At 27.6% G+C, this 20,823-nt stretch carries 28 protein-coding genes and 1 tRNA gene; 6 read left to right on the top strand and 23 right to left on the bottom strand.

Annotated elements, in window-relative coordinates:
- Positions 1 to 105 precede the first annotated feature (105 nt).
- Entirely contained in the window at positions 106 to 369 is a 264-nt protein-coding gene (locus tag Fi14EGH31_RS05270; RefSeq protein WP_200765213.1) for a hypothetical protein, read from the top strand.
- 188 nt (positions 370 to 557) lie between these two features.
- On the opposite strand, the gene Fi14EGH31_RS05265 is transcribed toward Fi14EGH31_RS05270, so the two are convergent.
- From Fi14EGH31_RS05265 to Fi14EGH31_RS05250, 4 genes are all read right to left on the bottom strand, one after another.
- Positions 558 to 1,310, bottom strand: a complete 753-nt coding sequence (locus Fi14EGH31_RS05265) for a hypothetical protein (RefSeq protein ID WP_117852303.1) — start codon at positions 1,308 to 1,310, stop codon at positions 558 to 560.
- Positions 1,311 to 1,803: 493 nt separating this feature from the next.
- Complete coding sequence (locus Fi14EGH31_RS05260; RefSeq protein WP_117829422.1) at positions 1,804 to 2,040, bottom strand: hypothetical protein; 237 nt, start codon at positions 2,038 to 2,040, stop codon at positions 1,804 to 1,806.
- Between the two features lie 119 nt (positions 2,041 to 2,159).
- A complete protein-coding gene (locus tag Fi14EGH31_RS05255; RefSeq protein ID WP_117576167.1) occupies positions 2,160 to 2,819 on the bottom strand; it encodes a hypothetical protein in 660 nt (219 codons plus the stop codon).
- A 1-nt stretch (position 2,820) separates the two neighbouring features.
- Entirely contained in the window at positions 2,821 to 3,813 is a 993-nt protein-coding gene (locus Fi14EGH31_RS05250) for an amidase domain-containing protein (RefSeq protein ID WP_117576168.1), read from the bottom strand.
- A 148-nt stretch (positions 3,814 to 3,961) separates the two neighbouring features.
- On the opposite strand from Fi14EGH31_RS05250, the gene Fi14EGH31_RS05245 reads away from it, so the two are divergent.
- The 4 genes from Fi14EGH31_RS05245 to Fi14EGH31_RS05230 all read left to right on the top strand — a co-directional run bounded on the left by Fi14EGH31_RS05245 (position 3,962) and on the right by Fi14EGH31_RS05230 (position 6,095).
- Positions 3,962 to 4,300: a PadR family transcriptional regulator gene (locus tag Fi14EGH31_RS05245; RefSeq protein WP_032089847.1), complete on the top strand. Its 339-nt coding sequence runs from the start codon at positions 3,962 to 3,964 to the stop codon at positions 4,298 to 4,300.
- Entirely contained in the window at positions 4,287 to 4,673 is a 387-nt protein-coding gene (locus tag Fi14EGH31_RS05240) for a DUF6120 family protein (RefSeq protein WP_117576169.1), read from the top strand. Before Fi14EGH31_RS05245 ends, Fi14EGH31_RS05240 begins: the two co-directional genes overlap by 14 nt.
- 2 nt (positions 4,674 to 4,675) lie before the next feature.
- Positions 4,676 to 5,128: a hypothetical protein gene (locus Fi14EGH31_RS05235; RefSeq protein WP_032089846.1), complete on the top strand. Its 453-nt coding sequence runs from the start codon at positions 4,676 to 4,678 to the stop codon at positions 5,126 to 5,128.
- Positions 5,129 to 5,732: 604 nt separating this feature from the next.
- Positions 5,733 to 6,095 (top strand): hypothetical protein, encoded by a 363-nt coding sequence (locus tag Fi14EGH31_RS05230; RefSeq protein ID WP_117829423.1) that lies wholly within the window; start codon positions 5,733 to 5,735, stop codon positions 6,093 to 6,095.
- A 298-nt stretch (positions 6,096 to 6,393) separates the two neighbouring features.
- Here Fi14EGH31_RS05230 and Fi14EGH31_RS05225 read toward each other — a convergent pair whose 3' ends face one another.
- The 11 genes from Fi14EGH31_RS05225 to Fi14EGH31_RS05175 form a co-directional block, all read right to left on the bottom strand.
- Positions 6,394 to 7,140, bottom strand: coding sequence for a CHAP domain-containing protein (locus Fi14EGH31_RS05225; protein WP_200765212.1), 747 nt, complete (start codon positions 7,138 to 7,140; stop codon positions 6,394 to 6,396).
- Positions 7,121 to 7,288 carry a hypothetical protein gene (locus tag Fi14EGH31_RS05220; RefSeq protein WP_158560091.1) on the bottom strand — a complete coding sequence of 56 codons (168 nt, stop codon included), beginning with the start codon at positions 7,286 to 7,288 and terminating at the stop codon, positions 7,121 to 7,123. Before Fi14EGH31_RS05220 ends, Fi14EGH31_RS05225 begins: the two co-directional genes overlap by 20 nt.
- 118 nt (positions 7,289 to 7,406) lie before the next feature.
- Positions 7,407 to 8,384, bottom strand: coding sequence for a DNA-processing protein DprA (locus tag Fi14EGH31_RS05215; RefSeq protein WP_234697831.1), 978 nt, complete (start codon positions 8,382 to 8,384; stop codon positions 7,407 to 7,409).
- Positions 8,381 to 8,971: a hypothetical protein gene (locus Fi14EGH31_RS15310; protein WP_233544775.1), complete on the bottom strand. Its 591-nt coding sequence runs from the start codon at positions 8,969 to 8,971 to the stop codon at positions 8,381 to 8,383. Before Fi14EGH31_RS15310 ends, Fi14EGH31_RS05215 begins: the two co-directional genes overlap by 4 nt.
- 26 nt (positions 8,972 to 8,997) lie before the next feature.
- Positions 8,998 to 9,372 (bottom strand): hypothetical protein, encoded by a 375-nt coding sequence (locus Fi14EGH31_RS05205; protein ID WP_147337941.1) that lies wholly within the window; start codon positions 9,370 to 9,372, stop codon positions 8,998 to 9,000.
- Positions 9,373 to 9,619: 247 nt separating this feature from the next.
- Entirely contained in the window at positions 9,620 to 9,757 is a 138-nt protein-coding gene (locus Fi14EGH31_RS05200) for a hypothetical protein (RefSeq protein ID WP_155522463.1), read from the bottom strand.
- Between the two features lie 22 nt (positions 9,758 to 9,779).
- The gene (locus Fi14EGH31_RS05195; protein WP_117828867.1) at positions 9,780 to 10,049 is read right to left on the bottom strand and encodes a hypothetical protein; all 270 of its coding nucleotides are present in this window, start codon (positions 10,047 to 10,049) and stop codon (positions 9,780 to 9,782) included.
- A 553-nt stretch (positions 10,050 to 10,602) separates the two neighbouring features.
- Entirely contained in the window at positions 10,603 to 11,559 is a 957-nt protein-coding gene (locus Fi14EGH31_RS05190) for a ParB/RepB/Spo0J family partition protein (protein ID WP_117828866.1), read from the bottom strand.
- A complete protein-coding gene (locus tag Fi14EGH31_RS05185) occupies positions 11,513 to 12,334 on the bottom strand; it encodes a ParA family protein (protein WP_117865413.1) in 822 nt (273 codons plus the stop codon). The genes Fi14EGH31_RS05190 and Fi14EGH31_RS05185 overlap by 47 nt, the downstream gene beginning before the upstream one ends.
- Positions 12,335 to 12,443: 109 nt before the next feature.
- Positions 12,444 to 12,896, bottom strand: coding sequence for a hypothetical protein (locus tag Fi14EGH31_RS05180; protein WP_147340326.1), 453 nt, complete (start codon positions 12,894 to 12,896; stop codon positions 12,444 to 12,446).
- A gap of 239 nt (positions 12,897 to 13,135) precedes the next feature.
- Positions 13,136 to 13,212 (bottom strand) — tRNA-Arg (locus Fi14EGH31_RS05175).
- 184 nt (positions 13,213 to 13,396) lie between these two features.
- Between Fi14EGH31_RS05175 and Fi14EGH31_RS05170 the strand changes: the two genes are divergently transcribed.
- Entirely contained in the window at positions 13,397 to 14,281 is an 885-nt protein-coding gene (locus Fi14EGH31_RS05170; RefSeq protein WP_200765211.1) for a DMT family transporter, read from the top strand.
- Positions 14,282 to 14,315: 34 nt separating this feature from the next.
- Here the strand turns inward: Fi14EGH31_RS05170 and Fi14EGH31_RS05165 are convergent, their stop codons facing one another.
- From Fi14EGH31_RS05165 to Fi14EGH31_RS05130, 8 genes are all read right to left on the bottom strand, one after another.
- Positions 14,316 to 14,507 (bottom strand): hypothetical protein, encoded by a 192-nt coding sequence (locus Fi14EGH31_RS05165; protein WP_022002113.1) that lies wholly within the window; start codon positions 14,505 to 14,507, stop codon positions 14,316 to 14,318.
- 102 nt (positions 14,508 to 14,609) lie between these two features.
- A complete protein-coding gene (locus tag Fi14EGH31_RS05160) occupies positions 14,610 to 14,900 on the bottom strand; it encodes a hypothetical protein (protein WP_117574937.1) in 291 nt (96 codons plus the stop codon).
- A gap of 42 nt (positions 14,901 to 14,942) precedes the next feature.
- Positions 14,943 to 15,245 carry a hypothetical protein gene (locus tag Fi14EGH31_RS05155; protein ID WP_117788260.1) on the bottom strand — a complete coding sequence of 101 codons (303 nt, stop codon included), beginning with the start codon at positions 15,243 to 15,245 and terminating at the stop codon, positions 14,943 to 14,945.
- An 87-nt stretch (positions 15,246 to 15,332) separates the two neighbouring features.
- Complete coding sequence (locus Fi14EGH31_RS05150; protein WP_022002116.1) at positions 15,333 to 16,211, bottom strand: HAD hydrolase family protein; 879 nt, start codon at positions 16,209 to 16,211, stop codon at positions 15,333 to 15,335.
- Between the two features lie 10 nt (positions 16,212 to 16,221).
- Positions 16,222 to 17,145 (bottom strand): hypothetical protein, encoded by a 924-nt coding sequence (locus tag Fi14EGH31_RS05145; RefSeq protein WP_117828860.1) that lies wholly within the window; start codon positions 17,143 to 17,145, stop codon positions 16,222 to 16,224.
- A gap of 56 nt (positions 17,146 to 17,201) precedes the next feature.
- Entirely contained in the window at positions 17,202 to 17,840 is a 639-nt protein-coding gene (locus tag Fi14EGH31_RS05140; RefSeq protein WP_022002118.1) for a hypothetical protein, read from the bottom strand.
- A gap of 1 nt (position 17,841) precedes the next feature.
- Positions 17,842 to 19,158: a M18 family aminopeptidase gene (locus tag Fi14EGH31_RS05135; RefSeq protein ID WP_022002119.1), complete on the bottom strand. Its 1,317-nt coding sequence runs from the start codon at positions 19,156 to 19,158 to the stop codon at positions 17,842 to 17,844.
- Between the two features lie 31 nt (positions 19,159 to 19,189).
- Entirely contained in the window at positions 19,190 to 20,629 is a 1,440-nt protein-coding gene (locus Fi14EGH31_RS05130; protein ID WP_117574938.1) for an APC family permease, read from the bottom strand.
- Between the last annotated feature and the right edge of the window lie 194 nt (positions 20,630 to 20,823).

Here is a 20,823-nt window from a genome sequence, read left to right as displayed (position 1 = left end):
AAGCACAAATGTGCTTTTCTAACAGAAATTTCTATTATGAATTATTATCAAGACTATTGATAGGAATTTTTACTGATATAATAACTAATTGAGGTGATTGTATTCATGGAAAATACTATATATTTCAAAGATATTTCAAATTGTGACAAAAATAATTATCCTAATAAGATTTATCGAGTTGAACATTCAAAAATGCTAATAGAAATTTTAGATGATCAGCACATTCAAGATAGTGCTCAATATTTTAGTAGCATTCGTTCAAGAAATAATTTCATTGATAGCATTAAAAATAATATTTTAAAAATCAGCATAGATGAACTTAAAAAAATTCAACATTATTGGAAAATAAAAAATGAGGCTATAGATTAAACTAACATTTATATTAGTTTTCTATACCTCTTTTCTTACTTACTTTAAAAAAGCAAGTAATTATTTTTTATTTTACAACATAAATAATACTATTGAAATCTCTTAATCATTAAAGTTTTATTTCTTTTCTATACTTATTACAGATATATACTATTTATTTTAATATTCATTTCCTAAAATTAATATTCCTATCTATATTCAAACATTAAATTGTCATAAAATTTTTTAGAATATAACACATCACATTCCTTTGAAAAATTATATAGATTTGTATCAAATGTAACAAAAATAATATCATTTGTGTTTATCATATTATTTGTTTTATTTATAACTATAGATTCGTCCATACATGTTACTATAGAATAATCTAATCCATCATTTTTCTTTATTTTTGCCCCACTATAAACACATCTTCGACACATTCTAATCCAATATTTCATGCAATTTTTTGACATTCCCATTTTTTCTAATTCTTCCACTAATCCTTTTAAATGATTATCATATTTTTCAAACACTGTTTTATCATCTTTTTTTAATTTACAAAATAGTTTATGAACATATTTTGTCCCTTTTACATTTTGTATTTTGGGAAATTTATGTCCATTTTCTTTTATTTGTGGCTCAATATATGAAATCATATTTTCCAAAAGAAAATTAAATAGGTCATCTATTTCTTTATCATACCATTCATTTTTTAATTTTAAATCCGAATAATATTTATATGAAATTTCATTTAGTTTTATTTCACATATTACACCTGCTACATAATAAAAATTTCTTAAGAGTAAAATACCATAATATTCTGCGAGAAATTCTGTTATTGAAAAGCATACTTTGATTAATAACTCATTTATTTTTTTCACTTCGTACTCTCTTTTACGTTCAATAAAATGATTAATATCAACTTTATTATCTTTATATTGATCTTCAAATAACCTCAATTCAAACCCACCATCTGTATCATTCAATATAGAAAATTTTACATTATACTTATTTTTAAATTTAATAATTTGATCATAATAATAAGCAAATTGATCAATTTTTTTGTTTTTTTAATACTTTGCCAAAAAATCTCATATAATGTTTGAGATGTAATAAAAAGATAATTCGCATTTTTACATTCATCATAAAACTTACTTTCGTTTATTTGTCTATTTTCTAAAGAAATAGTATTACTACACTCCTTTTCATTCCTCATCAAATAAATAAAAGCATTTGTATCTAATAATATATTTTTTTTTCAATATATTCCCTCCACATCTTTAAAAAATATTATCCTTTCCTCCTTACTATAGATATATATCATATATTATAATAAACAAATACAATAAAATATAAAATCTTATAAAGGGTATAAAAGACTAGAAATCTAATTTCTAGTCTCTATTGATACATATATTTGTTATAATTTTGTTTTAATACTTTGCAATTATTTTAGGAAATGTAATCAATTAAACCATCTAAAAAATTCAAATATTTAAAGAGTTTATCTAATTCTTCATTACAAAAAACTAATACACCTATTTGATTATATAACATTTTAGATATATTTTTTGGACATTCTTCATATTGATGTATCAATTGCAATGTAACTATAGCAGATTCCAGTTGTTTCTTTATTCCTTTTTTTAACAATTCTGTTGTATCTGTCATTTCATCAATATCTTTCATAATTCATTTTCTCCCACAGGAACAAAATAACATATACTGATAAATATTATAAAAAATAGAACAAATTGGTCTTTAATCTTAATAAATAATTCTTTATTACTTAAAGAATCATTTGATTATTAATTTGACCCACTCAATTTCTTTATCATATCCTCTGCTGAATAACTTATATCTGCATCATTCTCATCATAATATTCAATATCATCAAATATTTCTGACATTTGATAATTCAATTTTTCAAATTCTTTTAATGACACTAAAGATGTATTTACTTTAATTTGAGGCTTAAAATATTTTGGGTTCTTGATTATAAATTCTAAGTTTGGTTTAATTTCATCAACATGTTCGTACTCGTTAATGCTTCCATTCATTTCAACAATAATTCCAACAGGTTCAACACCTACAATTTTAAATGCATTAATAAAATATTCATTGAATATTTTATTGTATTTAAATTCTTTTTTTATATTATTTTTATTGTCACAAACTATATTGTTTCCGTTCGTACATAATTCAATAAAAATCCATTTGTATTCTTTATGAACATACTCAATGCTATATGTTTTTCCATATCCTGCATAACCTCGATGATACTGATTTCCTGGTACAGTTAAATCAACATCAGATATAATCTTAAATTTCTTATACTCTTCTTTGAAAGTTCTTTGAATATATTCATAAAACAATGTCCTCATTTGTTCTTCAGAAACACTAGGAGTAGAAACATATACAATCAATAGAACAAAAATTGAAATAAAAAGAATAATTATTCTTTTCATACTAATTTGGAGTATTTATAATCGCCTTTAACCCTGAAACATTTTCCCAGCCATTTGTGTCACTGCTAACCCAAGCATGATAATTCTTTGTATGCTGTGCAATTTTGAAATCCCTGTAATTACTTTTTTGTGAGCCAATAGCTGTTACAAAAGCAACATGATTCCACTTTCCATCAGCTTCAGAATCATATGCAATAAACTTTCCTTTAGAAACTTTATTTGAAAATGTTTTAAAGCTGGTTGTAGAGTAAGCAACTTTCCAAGTTTTGACAAATGTATCCGCCCTTACCCAAGACGTTGAATAACTTTGAGTAGAATTATAATACCAATTACTTCGGTTACTAATTCCTCCCGCTCTAGCAATTTGAGAAGCAAAATTTGTACAGTCCCCATTAATAAAGCATGCATAAGAATAGTTATAGCTACTTGCCCATTTATCAGCATAATTTATCGCATTGGTAACATTCATTGTAGTATAAGTATTTATTGTTGCCTTTCTTTCATACTCTTTATAATATGGGCTTGTATAAGGCATAAGTACTGCCAATTCATCCATTGAATAATCATCTGTTTTAACTATTTGTCTTATTTCATTATTAAGATCACAATTATCACAAACATTAAAAAAAGTTAACAAACGTTGTGTATGGAAAGATTCACTTATATGATTTAAACTAATTTCATTTTCTAAAGCATTTTTATAATCTAACCAATTACTTTTTTCTAGGTTATCTAGATTATAATTCGTTGACAATATACTTATTAAATCATGTTCTAGACTATTAATTGTTTTAAAAGCCTCTTCATTATCAGAAAATTCCCAGTAAGTATCATTCTTTTTTTCATTAAGATATAAAACAGGACCTTTTTTTAGTTCGATAACATCTGTTATTTCTTCATAATATGGGCATTCTTGATTTTCTATTGCAAATATGCAAACAGTAGATGAATAAAATAAAGTTAAACTTATTAGTGCTGCAATAATTTTTTTCATAGTTATTAATCCTTTCTTGTAATTAAAGTAAGCGCTTCCCTCAATTAAAGTATATCATTTAACGAGCGTATGTCAACTATTACTTATTTTATATAGGTATTGAATTAAATATGGTATACATTTATAATTCTATATAGGTGATATTAATATGGCAAAAAATACAAAAGGTTTTTTTAAAATGGAGATGTTGCTATTAAAAATAATCAGTGAGGGAGACTGCTACGGCTATCAAATAGTCCAAACTCTAGATAAAATTTCAAATGGCACAATACATATAGCCGAAGGTACAATGTACCCTATTCTATATAGATTATTAGATGAAGGCTTAATCAGTGATGAAAAAAGACTGGTTGGTAAAAGACAAACTCGGATTTATTATCATATTGAGGATAAGGGCATTACACATATGCAGAAACTATATGAAGAATATTTAATAATGATTAATAGTATTGAAAGAATTATGGAGAACAAATATGAAAATGAATAGAAATGTAAATAAATATATCAAAGATTGTAAACATTTTTTTCCATTTTTATCAAAAAATGAAAAAATTTTTTTAAAAAGATTAAAAGTAAATATTGTTGAAAATATCGATTCAACTAATATAACTTATGATGATTTATGTAATAAATTTGGTTATCCTTCTAATATTATTATTTCATATTTTGAAGATCAAGACGCTAATTATTTAATCAAACAATCTCGAATAAGAAATATTTTAAAAAAAGCAATCATTATATGTACTGTAGCCATTTTAGTATGCTGTTTATGGCGTGGAATACTTATTTATAAAAGTTACCATGATTCAAAAAATTCAAAAGTAAAACATATAGAATATACAATAGAAGAGGTGAACTAATTATGAAAAAAATTATTACATTATTAACTATAGTAAGCAGTATTTTGTTTTTATCATTACCTGTATCTGCATTGGATCAAAAAAAAGAAATAATTAAATTAGATAACGGATATTATCTAGAAACAATTATAGAAGAAACATCCATGGCAAGAGCAGCTAATCAAAAAACTGCAAGAAAAACTGCAAATTACAAAAATGCTCAAGGTGCAATAATGTTTAGTGTTACTGTTACAGGTACATTTACATATACTGGTTCTTCGTCAACATGTACAAAGTCAGTTGCTGAAGCATCATCTAAAAATACCAACTGGAAAATTTCTTCAAAAAGCGCTTCCAAGTCAGGAAATAAAGCTACTGCTAAAGCAATAGCAAAAAGATATGTAGATGGTGTAGCAGTCGAAACACAAAATTGTACCGTTACATTAATATGTAGTTCAAACGGTTCTTTAAAATAATAAATATATATAAATAGCATACATTTTTTACATATTTAAAATATATTTTGTACTTTTTAAGAGGAAAAGCAAGACAGTTCAAGTCATTCTTCTCCTCTTTTTTATTTTTTGAATTCTATTTAAATTTTGACTTTATCTATATATTTTATAGATTTCCTACTTATTCTAAGAAAGTCTAATTTTATTTCTCGCTTGTTTGAAAATAAACTATATAAAGTTTTCCTTTGCATACACATTTATACCTTCATATAACCACTCTTCAAGATATATCTATCCACTATTTTCGTAAAATATTTGAAAATTATAATTAAAATAACCAAGTATTCCAACAATACTTTTTTCATATACAATTATTTTAATTCAAGTACTACTAGTTTATATAGTTTGAATTAAAAAATAATAAATTATCGTTCTACCTTAATTTAGAGACTACTTACATAACAACTAAAAGTAGACTTCAAAATTATACGATGCTAACAAGTCATATTCTTATTTATTATTTTATAATATTACCTATTTTATATATGTGTTTATTGACAAAAATATTCTTTATGCTATATTTAAGATAGAAAACGTTTTCATTAATATTTATTTTATAGGAGGGGTGCTTAAAATCAAAAAATATGTATCTTTATTTATCTTTTTATTAGTTCTATTAATACCTATCCAAGTTTTTGCAGAATATCAGCAGTTTGTTAGAAGATCAGATACTTTTAAAGTAGGACAATATGGTCAATTTGAACAATGTGTTGTTATTAATAAAGATCTCAGTACTAAGGTAATATCCTTTAATTCATGGGGAAATTATGCAGTTAAAAACAATAATGGATATAGCATCACAATGGTTTCAAGAAAACACGAAAAAAAGAATAATAAATTATACATTTACCTTACAGTAAAAGGTTATGACTTTAATACAAAAAAATATAGTTCAAATTATAATTTTAGTTTTACAATAAGTTCTTAAAATTAATAAAGTGACTGGATCTGTAACAAAATTCTCTAAAAAAAATAAAAAAAGAACAATGAAATAGTCAAAACTATAACATTGTTCTTTTTGTTATATAATGAGCACATTACCCGCATAATTTTAATAGTCAACGATTAAGAGATGAATTTCTTAATACTATGAAAAATAATATTTTACGTATTAACTTTAAAAACTTCTAAAATATAATCTTACTAAAAAAATCATCTCAATTTTTTCCAAATGAAAAAGTGATTATAGAATATAACAATAAATAAATTAGTGACAGAAAATTTTTTTAAACTCCATACCCATAAATAGATTTGCTACTTAAATTATAACTTTTTTCTCTAACCTCATCTTTGCTATTACCTTCTATAGTGAATACTTTTCCATTTTCAACTTTTTCAACAATACCTACATGATCTGTATGACCATCCTGTTGCCAATCAAAAAATATAATATTTCCTGTCATTGGCACATAAGATTTATCTTTCCATCTGTTATTTTTCTTATACCAATTTTCTCCATCTGTACATAGAGAAAACTTTGGTACTGAGCTATCATCTAACATTCCACTTTCATTTGCACACCATGATACAAAAATGGCACACCAATTTACTTTTTTATTAAATCCATACCATGTCCAATATTTACTTCCGCTTGTTGTTCCAACTTGTGACTTTGCAACTTCTACTATATTGTTATTTCCAATATGATAATACCTTAAAACATGTGCAACATAATCAGGATCACCATAAACATTTGTTTTTAATTTTGCCTTCATTTCATCAGAAAATACCTTTGCATTTGCTCTAGTATATCCCCCAAAATGTTCATTTGCCCAACTTATATATCCGTTTCCATAATTATACCCTTGAAGGGCTAATGATATATGCTCGGTATCTCCACTTGAAGCTACTTTTGAATCATTTAAGCAACTAGCTAAATGTTGTATTCCTACCTTAATGGAATAATCGGTATCTGTTATTCCATTATGCACCCTTGGATATTTTTCATTAAATCTACATTCTGATGACTGCACTGGAATCATCTGACAAAGCAGAAAATACTCCAATAAATAAAACAATCACTACTAGAATAATCATTCCTATTCCATAAGAAATCAAATGATTCATGATTGTTATTGGCTTTTTTATAAAATCTATAATTTTATTACCTGAATATTTCATCGTGGTTGTTTGTTGAACTTATTTAATGATTTTCTATATTTGTTCAACATTTTTGATTGGCTGTTTTAGTATATAATTTTATCTTTTCATTGCAATATACACTAATAATTTCAATATTTTATATTTCTATGCTTCTTATTGCATTTATCTCATCGTTATTCAATAATTTATAGAACACTTTCGCTTTATTTAATATTTCTAAAACCTCTTTTAAATTTTTAAAAGAATGTGCACCTTTTTTAATGTATTTCTTTGGCCATGATATAGATGAATTATTAAGAGCTGATTGCGGTATTAAAACATCTCTTCCTTGTTTTAGAGCATAATCTGCTTGTTTTAAAGCACCGCTTGTTTCCCCTGCTTCCATGATAATCGTTGCTAATGAGATTCCACTCATTGTCCCATTTCTTGTTGGAAAATTCCATCTATAAACTGGATTACATGGCGGAAATTGTGAAACCACTAATCCTTTTTCTTCAATAGCTAATTGCAATTCTTTTTTTTCTTTTGGATAGTATTGGTTAATTGGAGTTCCTATAACTGCAATTGTTCTTCCACCATTTTGTAAAGCTGATTTATGAGTAGCTGTATCGATTCCTTTAGCCAGTACTGCATTAACAACAATATTTCTTTTGATAAGTGACTTTACGATTTTTTCTGTCTTCTTCATTGAATCTATTGTAGCATTTCTGCTTCCAACAACACATACAGACTTTTCATTCAATAAATGAACATTTCCTTTTAGAAATAGAAATGGAGGTGTTCCTTGTATGTCAGCTAATAACTTTGAATATATTCCATCACCTTTTTTTACTAAAATGACATCATCTGTTAATTTTGCAAAGCTATCTTTTACTTTCAAATAACAGTTATAAAACTCTTTTTCTGAAATATCTAATTTTGATGACAAATAGGGAATATTATTTTTTAATCCACTTCTAAAATCAAAATGGTCTATTTTTTCTAATTGATCTATATATTCACATGTCTTTTTATCATTATTATTAAAATATTGTTGAATCGTATAATATAAGATTGCATCTCGAACATAAGCATTGTTAATATTAAACATTCCTGCTTTTGTTGTATTTTTCACTTTAACCTACTATTCCTTTTTCTTATTTTTTTAACAGTCATATCTTTTATAACATTATCAAGATATTTACTTAACTCATCAATTGTATATTGTTTATTATTTATAATTCTCTCTGATTCAATATAAACAAGTTGTTCATATAACTCTAACATTTTTTCTCTGCGATCATATGTCTCACTACTCATAATAATTAAATTCTCTTTATCATTAAATTCAAGATAAACAGGTTCATTGTTTTCTTTACAAAATTTTATAATTTCTCCAAGTTCTTTTTGCAATTTCGATGAACACTCTCTCTTGTTCACCTTGAATTTATCATTGAAATGTATTGTCATTGAATCTTCATCAATCCAGCCTTCTTCATTTGCTGAAGCTAAGCCTTCATTTAACATTTTCATTACTTCTAGTTCTGCTACCATCTTGTCATACTTTCTCGCCTTTCTTGACATTTCTTCTTGTTCATTTATATCCATAATAGTATAACAACCATGTCCATTTTTTGTTAAATAAACAGGAGACCCAACGGTAACATCTTCAAGTACTGCGCTGTAATTTCTTAAATCAGAGATAGGTTTTATATTTGGCATATTCTCTCCTCCTTTTATTAAAGTCATTATACTATTTTGACACCTGTTGCTAAAATATCAGTAGTATTTGTTATTCCAACGGTATCTAATGCTGTTAAATAATCCGAATATTTTAAATCTAAAATATTTGACATTGATCCAAAGAATTCATAAGCAAATGCATATTTTCCACCTTTTTCTTTATAATTTTTTATTCCATTTGTACAAGTCCTAAATGCTTTATAAATAGCGACACCTGTTTGAGCTTTATAAAATTGTTCATAAGCATCTATATCATTTTGTGAAATAATATTTGCATATACAGGATGTCCAAAATTTTTTTCATCTGAAAAACTCTTATCATAGTTTATATTTTCAATATAATGTGAAGTATATAAATATATCGTATATAGATTCATCATGGTTTCCATCATTATATTCTTTATTATAGACTGATCGAATATACTTCATTCTTTCTTTTTGTTCCTCTTTAGACGCAAGTGGATTTCCATCATATGGATCTCCACTTCGTGATGATTGTATATTAACTTTTTTTGGTATAGATGTATCAAATAAATCATTTTTATCTAAAGATAAAGCGTCTAATAATTCATCATCCGTTTGAGTTAGCGTAATTAAATTGAATAATTGTCCTGATGTAACACCAGCTTAATTATATTTATCTGAAATATCAATTATTTGATCAGTCACTTCATCTAATGTAATTTCATCTTCTGCATTTACTGTTGGAATAGTTGTTAATATCATACCAGCTGCAATAATTCCAATAAATACTTTTTTAATCATAAACTTTCTCCTTCCTTTTCACTTAATCAACATCTAAACTAAATAATGTAAACTGATTATAATTATTAAACTTGATATCTACTTCTTGATTATTTTTTAATATAACTCTGTATTTATTTTCTTCACCAATTTCATATGAATCTATTTTCCCAACTAGATTTTCAATTACTGTAAAATCATCTTTGATGCTTTCATGACTTTTCATCATAAAAGTTGCATATCCCTTATATCGATAAACAAGTGAATATTCTTTTATATCTAAAACATTACATTCTACATATGCTTTCGTCATGTATAAGTAATTTGCTTGTTTGAAGAAAGAAAAACTTAATCCAGATAACAGCAGAGTAATCGTCCAAAAAATAATAGATATCTTCTTAAAATGAAAATCGAGATAAACTAATTTTCGTCTCAACAAAAGTAATGTAAAATAAACTAAACCATCGAAGGATATTATATTAAGATATTTTTCAGCAATGATAAAAAACAACAAAACTGGGTACAAAATCAAAAAATAATTTTCGCCCAATATCTCATACACTCTATCTGATAGTGTTGGATATATATACTTTTTCAAAGACCTCACAAGAATTCACCTCCATTTTATCTTTATTAAATTTTACTATGTAAGCTTTTTTATTGTCAATTTATATAATTATTCACATATATAAAATAAAAATTGTTTATTTTTCTCTTCTATACTAAATATTACTTTTCCCAGTAAGATAACAGGAAAGGGGTTCTTAGGGGAAAACCGAGTCACATTTCCCCACAAAAAACAGACTCCCCCTTCACTAAGTCTGCTGAAATAAAATGTACAAAAAATACAGTTATATATGTAACTGTCATCTTTCTTGCTCTTTATTTCTTCTTTTTGCCCATCCTTTTAAAAGTTTCAATATAACTTCACTTTTTTCTCTAGGCGTATAGTTTTTTGGAAAATATTCATTAATATCTTCCATTTTAAACGATAATTTTTCTTTCTGATTTGCTTTTTCTTCCTTCATTATTGAATAAATAACGTTTTCATCTAAACGATTTTCTCTTGATAACTCCTTCATTCTTATTGCTTGAGCATGTGACGGTGTTAAATCAAGTTCTACAATATTTTTTACAACAAATTGTTGATTTTCTTTTGAAAGATATGAAAGTTCCACAGCAGGATTAAATGCAATCTTTTTCCCATCAGTTCTTATACCATCGACCATATCACGCAATGGCTCAATTAATTCTGTTAAACGTATAAATCTTCTAATTTGGTCTCTTGATTGTTTTACTTCTTCACTTAATATATCTACTGACCACTTATTTTGGGACTTCTGTGCAACTTGCGTAGAAGTTGATGATATCTGTTTTCCTTGATGTTTCATTGCATCTAATTTCAATTTGTAAGCAAATCCTCTTTCAGTTGGTAAGATGTTTTCCCTTTGTATATTTGAATCAACCATAATGATTGTTGCTTGGTCATCCGTGAGTTCTCTTACAATGGCCTGTATCTTTTCCTGACCATTTACCATTGCTGCATTCATTCTTCTGTGACCTGAAATCATTTCGTATCCGTGACTATTTGGATGCGGTCTTACAAGAACAGGAACTAAAATACCATTTGCTGAAACACTTTTTACAAGTTCAGACATTTGTTCATCATTTCTAACTCTAAATGGATGATTTTTAAACTCCTGAATATCTTCAACAGGAACTTCCATTATCTTTTCTAGTTTTGCATCCTGTCTTTGTTCTTCGTTGGTAAATAAATCATCGTACGTAGGAACTCTTATGTCGTTTATGCTCTTTTTCGGCATTTAAGATGACCTCCTTTGTAAAAGCTTCATAAGCTTTAGTTGCCGCACCTTTTGGATCATATTGAAATATGCTTTCTCCTATACCTGTACTTTCTGCTGCCTTTGTACATCTTGGAATTGTTGTATCAAATACCTTGATATGACCTCCAAAATTTTCTCTAACTTCGTGTGTGATTTTCTTTGATAGATTTGTTCTTTCATTTGTCATCGTAATCAACACACCTTCAATTTTTAAATCATGGTTAAGATTTCTTCTAACCATATTAATCGACCTTAATAAGTCAGCCATACCTTCAACAGCATAAGGCTCTGCCTGTACAGTTATAACAACTTTATCTGAAGCAGTAAGAGCATTAATAGGTAGATTATCCAGTGATGGATTTGTATCTATAATGACATAATCATAATCATCTTTTACAGTATCAATAAATCTTTTCAATACCGTTTCTCTACACATAGCACTTTCTAATTTAGAATTTATTCCTGCAAGAGAAATATTTGATGGAACAATATTAACATTTTCATTACTGTGAAGTATTAGCTGTTCTCTATTAAGTGGTATATCTTCAATAACTGATACAATAACATCCTTCATAGATAAAGGATATTGTGTACTGTCATAAAATCCAAATGCTTTTGTTGAATGTCCTTGTGGATCTAAATCTAACAGCAATACCTTTTTGTTATTTAATGCAAGACATGCACTTAAACTAACAGATGTCATTGTTTTACCTACACCACCCTTTTGATTTGCAATTGCTATTACTTCGCTCATTTGTAATCACTCCTATCTTTATATATTGCATTAAATTAACCTCCTTTCTTTTTTGCCAATCAATGATTGGCTATGTAAAAAAGCCATCTACTATGATGACTTTTATATGCTATCTTTCTTGTTGTTTATTTTTTGTATTTTTACTGTAGTCTTTTAACGGAACTTTCTTATCCATTACATGCTCTCTAAGTTTAAAAAAATTATCATGACTTTCAGAAGCAATGATATAGTCAAAACAGAATTTTCCTCTGTCGGCTGATGGTTCAACTGTGCTTAAATACCTTTTATCATTAAAAGCAGAATAGATAAAAGCATCTCCAACCTCTAAATCTTTAGCAAGTCTTATATTACCCTCATAGAATAAAACGAATGGTGGACATGCAATTTGTTTCAAAACTGTAGGATAGTTGTTATCTAAAATTGTTACATACTTTGTTTTCAATCCTCTTTTTAATTTAATAAATTCATTTTCATCTACAGGAACTTTTTCTTTTATGTCGTTATATATTTTTTCAAAGTCACCATCATGCTTCAAAGCAAAATAAAGCAATACATTATTCATAAATTCATCACCTCCTTTATATGAAAAAAGGAGATCCATTTTGAATCTCCTATACTTATTAAATTATTTACTTAGTCCCTTTTAATTTCTAATATGTTACCTAATTTGTTAGAAAAGCCCTATTTTTGTTAGATAAAAAGTCAAGAAAAGTTCCTCACTTTGTTAGAAAGAAAAAAGGATATTCAATAAGCAATAATACCTATCAAACATCCTATTTTTAATAGAAAAACCAATAAAAATGGCGGTACTTATGGGATTCGAACCCATGACCCTGTGCTCCGGAGGCACATACTCTATCCAACTGAGCTAAAGTACCATATATTTTTTGTAGAAATTATAATCATTTTAGCTAAACACCTGTTTACGCTCCGGAGACGTACGCTTTATCCAGCTAAGCTATAGTACCAACAAATATATTCTATCATATTAGAGATAAATAATGTATCAAATATAGTATTTTAAATCAATATTTGTTAGAATGTCATCCATGGGGTGAGGTTATGAAAAAAGGAATTATTATTACATTATTAGGTGGTACATTTTGGGGTATTTCTGGAACCATGGGACAGTTTCTATTTCAAACTTATCATTTAAATACAATGTGGCTTACAACATTGCGGATGATCTTTGCTGGAATCATATTATTAAGTGTTTGTTTTATCAAAGATACGAAAAAAACATTAAGTATCTGGAATAATAAAAATGATGTCTTTCAGCTTGTTTTGTTTGCACTATTAGGATTAATGTTTTGTCAATATTCCTATATGACAGCAATCTACTATTCAAACAGTTCAACCGCAGCTATTCTACAATACTTGAATCCAATCTTTATTATGTTCTATACATGTCTTGTTTGTAAAAGACTTCCTTATAAAAAAGAACTTCTTTGTGTTATTTTAGCTTTTGGTGGAACCTTCATCCTAGCAACACATGGAAATATTCATGAAATGATCTTATCTTTTGAAGGATTGTTTTGGGGAGTGATGGCAGGATTGGCTGCTTCGTTTTATTCATTGCTTCCTCGACATATCATGAATAAATACGGCAGTTTGATTCCTACAGGCTATGCCATGATTATTGGTGGTGTCGTATTAGGAATCATCGGACGTGTTTGGAATATCTCTGCTTCTTTAGATATTTATGGCTATTTAGCAATGGCAGGAATTATTGTTATCGGAACTGTTTTAGCTTTTTCAATGTATCTTATAGGAGTCAATCTTATTGGACCTATGAGAGCTTCATTAATTGCTGCAGTTGAACCATTAAGTGCAACGATTTGCATGTGTTTATGGTTACATTCTCCTTTTACATTAATGGATGTATTAGGTTTTATTATGGTTATGTCAACAATCTTCATATTATCTTATAAAAAGAAAGCATCATAAAAATAGCATAAAGTATTTAACTTTATGCCATTTTTTATGATTTAAAATATTTTTCTATTTCTAAAACTTTATCTTTAGAAACTTTTAACAATTCAACCGCTTTTGAAAATGAAATACTTAAGCTATTCATCAAATTTGTAATCAGTTCAATATTTTTCTTTTTTTGTCCTTGTACTAATCCTTTTTCTATATTTTCTCTGGCTATCATTTCTCCTAAATTACACATCTTTTTTACCTCCTTCTCTATTTCTTCAAATCCATATTCTTTCATGATCTCATTCTTTTTCAAAAGACCATATATATTATTTAAAAAGATGACTAACGGTGTCTAGAGCCAATCACTATCTTCATACTTATCTTTGATATCATGATCTTTATTTAAGGATACCATAATCTGTTCGCTTTTATCATAACTTTCTAACCTTTCAATAGTACTTCCACTGATATTTTCTAATTTAGAGTTTATTCGATTGACATGTCCATCTCTTTTTTTAGCTACCTGTGGCAGTATCCATATGACATAGGCCTTTTTCATTCCATCATAATTTCGATAATCATATTCTTTACCATTTTGACTGGTAATTATTCTTGAAAGATAATCATTTCCTCTTGTATGCAAAGCATAGCCAGGATTCTCTACATTTTGTATTTCTACATCTAGTTAGATTCTTTTCATTGTTCCATCAACTTGTGACAGATTGATATAACAGAAATAATCAAATTCTACTTTTCCATGATGAGGTATATCAATAACATTATTGAGTTGTTGAAAATAATAATTTCCTTCCTGATCTTTCTTTCCTTTAATAATTTCAATGATTTCTTCTAAAGAGACATCCTTAGCTTCTTTAACAAAGCCTTTGGTGATTCTTCCTAAAGTTTCTGGATGTCCTAATATTCTTTTACAGAGTTTATCGATCATGATAATATGATCATTTGATGTAATTTCTAGTACTTGGTCCATTTAATTTATCCCTCCTACTATTATATAGACATTTTTTTGACGTTTTTCTTTAAAAAAGAAAAACTTTCAAAGCTTTTACTTTGAAAGTTAAATCAAATCTAAATCTTTTAAAATATGAAGTCCTTCTTGAATAGCACCATTTCCACCTGTTTTAGTAAGTGTATAGGTTGCTGCTTCTTTAGCCTCCTTACATCCATTAGCTGGTGTAAAACTATAAGGGAATCCTTTTAACATACACACATCATTTAAACCATCTCCAAAAGTTGCCACTTCATCAAGATTCAATCCTTTTAATCTTAAAACTTCTTTTAACATGATTCCTTTATCATAATCATCACAAGTAATTTCAATATTATCTTCATATGATGAAGAAATGTTTAAATGAGGTATACAATCTAAACGTTCTCTTACGTCCTTTGCTTCTTCAGGATTTAAATGTCTAGCATCTACTTTTAAAGGCAAAGCTCCTTGGTTATAAATATCATCAATTGATTTTACCGAGGTACAATCATTTAAATAACCCCATCTTCTAAAGAATGTCGTATTTGGAAGGTCTTCTAAAGTAACGCCCTCACGACCTTTCATTAATAATTTAACATGTAGATCCCAATAGCTTTCAAAATCTGTTAAAATATATTTTCCTTTTGTTGTATGAATAGAAATATGATAATTATATTTTTGTAAAATAGGAATCATCTTTCTAAAAGCATCTTCATCCATTGGATGCGCAATATTTTTAGTTCCTTCAATATTTCGATATTGTGTCCCATTATTAATAATCAAATCACCATCTACATGAGACTTTTCAATCATATCAAGCATCATATTCATATCTCTACCTGAAGCAAACATAAATTCAATGCCCTTTTTTTTATAAAAATCAATCTCTTTAATATCATCATCATAAAATTGATTATCTCTATCAATGCTTGTTCCATCCACATCTAAAACAACTAATTTAATCATACTCTACCCTCTATCTTCCAAACTTATCCTTTAATTTATCAAATAAACTTTGTGAAATACCAAATTTTTTACACATATCTTGAACATATTGATTGACTTCTTCATTAGACATATTCTTAAGTCTTTCTTCATCAATACCTAAACTTTCCATCGTTGATTTCATTTGATCATACATTCCTGTATCACCATTTTGATAATTACTCATCATTTCATCGACCCAACGTTTAGCTCCCTCTAATTGTTGGTTTTCATGACTATCTTGTTGATCAAAGAAACTTTGTGCTTCATTTAAAGCATCAATTTCATCACTATCCAATCCTAAACTTTCAAAGAAATCTAAACAATAACGACATAAAGAACGACATTCATCTTGATAATCTAAACCTTTAAGTTCTTTTGCCATTTCTAATTCATGTTCAATATCTTTAATTTGTTGGAAGTGTTGTTCGTTAAGTTCTAAATCTTCATAAACATCTTCTTTTAAATCATTTAAAACAATTGGTACAAAGTATCCTACTTTTTCATAAGCTGACATTTCATAATGAACAGGCATTTCTAAAATTTCACTTAAACATTCAATAAATCCTTTTAAATTTAAATATTTATTTTTAAAAACAAAAGTATTTGCTTTTGTTTTGATTTTCGCATAAAAATCAAAACCTTCTTCTTTTTTAATAAGTACTACTTCTTCTATATCTTCATATAAAAATGAATGTGGTTCTTTAAAACAAAAATAAATTCCTTGATCCGTAAAGATCATTCCTTTACTTCCATCACCACTTGCATCAATAAATCCTAATACTTGATAATCTGTTGTACTTCCATATAAATAAAGTGCTTGTGATATCTGTGAAGGAATATTTTGTTGACTATAAAAGGTTGCCTCATTAACAATACTTTCATCTAAATTTTCTAATATGATTTCTTTTTCCATTTTTATCACCTTATAATACTTTACTATATTTTTAAAAGAATGCAAAGAAAAAATCCTTAATTGCTTAAGGATTTTGAATACATTTTTTTACTTGTAAAAAATGCGATTACTAATATAACAAAAGTGATATCAAAAGGACTGTTATAAAACACAATTGAAATCAATAATGAAATCACAATACTTGATATTTCAAGTACAAAAGGTTGAATTGATACTTGATATCTTTTAATCAATTTTCTTTGATTAAGAAGTTGTTTAATACTTATACAAAGCATTATTACAGCAACAAGTAAATCAATATAGTAATTGATTAAATAATGATTTCCAATCAATTCTTTAACAAAAAGAAGTACAATATAGATACACATTGTAAGTAAAATACCAGACATTTCATATTTATTTAAGTCTTTTTGTTTTAACTGATTGATTTTTTCTTTATAATTTATTTTTCGATTAATTTGATCAACAAATGATTGACTACTTTGTCCAATCATTTGTTTAACTGTTTGTCCTTTTTCCTGACAAATAAGCATACAATCTAAAATCTCAGATATTAAAATATTTGTTTTTAAAACATTTTTTTGCTTTTTAAACAATGTTTTTTCAATTTCTTGATAACATTTAAAATAATCATCATTTAAACTTTTTACTTTAACACTATTTTCAAAATAAATATCGTACTTCTTTTCTTTCATTCTAATCTACCTTTAATGAATGACTGTTAACTTCACTAATATGACAATTAAAGAATTCAGTCATTACTTGAATCATATAATAAGTATCTTTAATACCCGCAGTTTCATAAGTTGAATGCATTGCTAGTTGTGGTAAACCAATATCAACACTATTCATAGAAACTTGAGCCATTGCAATATTACCTAAAGTACTTCCTCCAGCTTCATCCGAACGATTAGCAAAGAATTGTACAGGCACATTAGCTTTTTTGCATAAGTCTTTAAATACCGCAACACTTACCGCATCACTTGTATATTTTTGACCAGCATGTGATTTAACAACAATTCCTTCATTCATATAAACACAGTTTGTTGCATCTGTTTTTTGTGGAATATGTGGATGAACAGCATGAGCGTTATCCGCTGAAAGCATAAAACTTGAAGCAATCGCACAATAGAATTGTTCTTCTGTTTTTCCAAGAGCACTGTTTGTACGTTTTAATACATCATATAAAAGTGTTGAAGCAGCCCCTTGTTTTGTTCCAGAACCAACTTCTTCATTATCAAAGCAAGCTAAAACATTGATTGATTGATCATTTCCACCTGCTAAGAAACCTTTTAATGAAGTAAATGCACATTGTAAATCATCTAAATGTTGACTTGAAATAAATTCATCGTTAGCTCCCCAGATAGATGGCGCTGTACGATTATAAAGATATAAATCACTACCATAAATATCTTCAACACTTACACCTGCTTCTTTAGCAACTAATTTCTTAAAGTCACCAGGTTTACAATCAGCACCACCAAATAATGGTAACATATCAATTTGTTTATTATATGCATAACCATCATTAACAGCTCTATTCATATGGATAGCTACATTAGGAATTAATACTAAATCACGATCAATATTAATTAATTGTGTTTTTAATTCATTTCCATCTTTAATTAATAAACGTCCAGCAATAGATAATGGTTTATCAAACCAAGTTGAACAAATCATTCCTCCATAACCTTCAGTATTTAATTGTGTGTATTTACCCTTAACTTCTAATTCAGCATTTTCTTTTAATTTAAAAGTTGGGCAATCACTATGTGAAGCAGCAACATTAAAACTATAATTTTCTAAATTGCTTCCGACCTTTAAAGCAATAATACTTGAATTATTACGAGTCACATAATATTTACCACCTGGAACCATTTTCCAAGGTTGACCTTCTAATAATTCAACAAAACCTTGTTTATTTAATTCTTCTTTAATGTTTTCAACAGCATGGAATGCTGTAGGACTTTTTTGTAAAAAGTCTAATAATTCTTTTGAAATTCCCCTATACATTTTCTAACACCTCTTCTATATTTTATCACAATTATTCTGTAATAGCGTTAGCTTTTTCTCTTTTAGCAATAGCTGGTAAAATTATTCCTAATGCAGTTAAAACAACAGGAGTAATAATATTTAAAGCCATTGTAAATAAGTCAGTTGAGTAAACACCCATGATACAACATGCAGCTGTTACAAAAAGACACCATCCACCAAAGAATAAAGCAACTGGTTGACTCTTAACAAAACGATAATCAGCTGGGATCTTATCATAAGCTTTTCTTAAACCAATATAAGCTAAGAATACCCAAACATAACGCATTGGCATACATACTGAATTTAATTTATTTAATTGGGCTAATACTCCAGCAGCTCCTTGTCCACCAATGATTTGAATTAAAATAATACTTCCAGATAAAGCCATAACCATTTTAATTCCATTAACATAAGCACCATATTTGTTTTGTTTTAATAATTTAGATGGAATAAATTGTCTAGCATCTTCATTATCTAATAACATTCTAAGTGGTGCATCAATACTTAATACTAATGTTGAGAATTGTCCAATCATATTACATAATGCGTAAATAATTAGTAATGCATCTCCCATATGATAGTATTGACCTAATTTTTGGAATGACCAGTAAGCACCATTTGATACATATGAATTGAATGATTCAGGTGATGCATTGATTACAGTTGGATCAAACATCATACCCATAGCAAATGTACCTAAAATAGCACATACCATAACCATGATTGCAAGTGCAATCATCCCTTTTGGGAATCCTTTTGAAGGATTTTCTACTTTATTTACATAAGGTGAAATTTTTTCACACCCACCAACTGCAAATACTAAAATAGAAAGTGACGTAAAATAATTAACATTAAATTGTGGAACAATTTTGTCAAAACTAAAGTCTAATGATAAATATCCCCCATTTGGATTAATTGCTGGTGCAGCAAACATCATTAAGATATATAAGATTGACATAACGAACATACTTGTTCCTGCAACTGTTGTTAATTGTTTAAGTGGGTTTAACCCTCTACTAGCAAACCAACAGAAAAATAAGAATACTGCAAGTGTAGCAAGTTGCACATACAATGTTGGAAGTGAGTCATAAAATTCAGCATTTCTAAAAATTGCCCAGCTTAATGCTTTTAAACCACCACTACCTTTACTTGCAATATAAGTAACGTGACATGCCCAATATGTCCATCCAGCATAGTATGCAAGTTTAGGACCAAATGTTTCATGTACCCAAGAACTTACTCCTCCACCAGAATTTTTAAACGCAGACCCTAGTTCTCCTACCATTAAAGCGTAAGGAACAAAATAAAGTGCGAACATTAATACCCAACTAAAAACTACTTGGATACCATTGAAGTAGATAAAGCCATTTAAAACGTTTCCAAATCCCCAAACAGTAGAAAACGCCATGAAAGCTAAACCATACCACTTGATTTTTTTTGAATCTTCCATGATTTTACCTCCATATTTTTTGAATAACTTAGGTCGTTTATTCTTAAATAAAATACAAATATTGTACTTCACGATACACTATTATATCGTATTATGTCGATAAATGCTATATATTTTATTTCATTGTACTCTTTTTTAGACATTTATCCGCAAATTGTCTAAAAAACCACACAATTCAATTCAAAAACAATATT

The sequence above is a fragment of the Faecalibacillus intestinalis genome (genome assembly GCF_015097455.1).
GTDB lineage: Bacteria > Bacillota_I > Bacilli_A > Erysipelotrichales > Coprobacillaceae > Faecalibacillus > Faecalibacillus intestinalis.
Note: the sequence above shows the minus strand (reverse complement) of the source record. Positions and strands in the feature narration are given on the sequence as shown.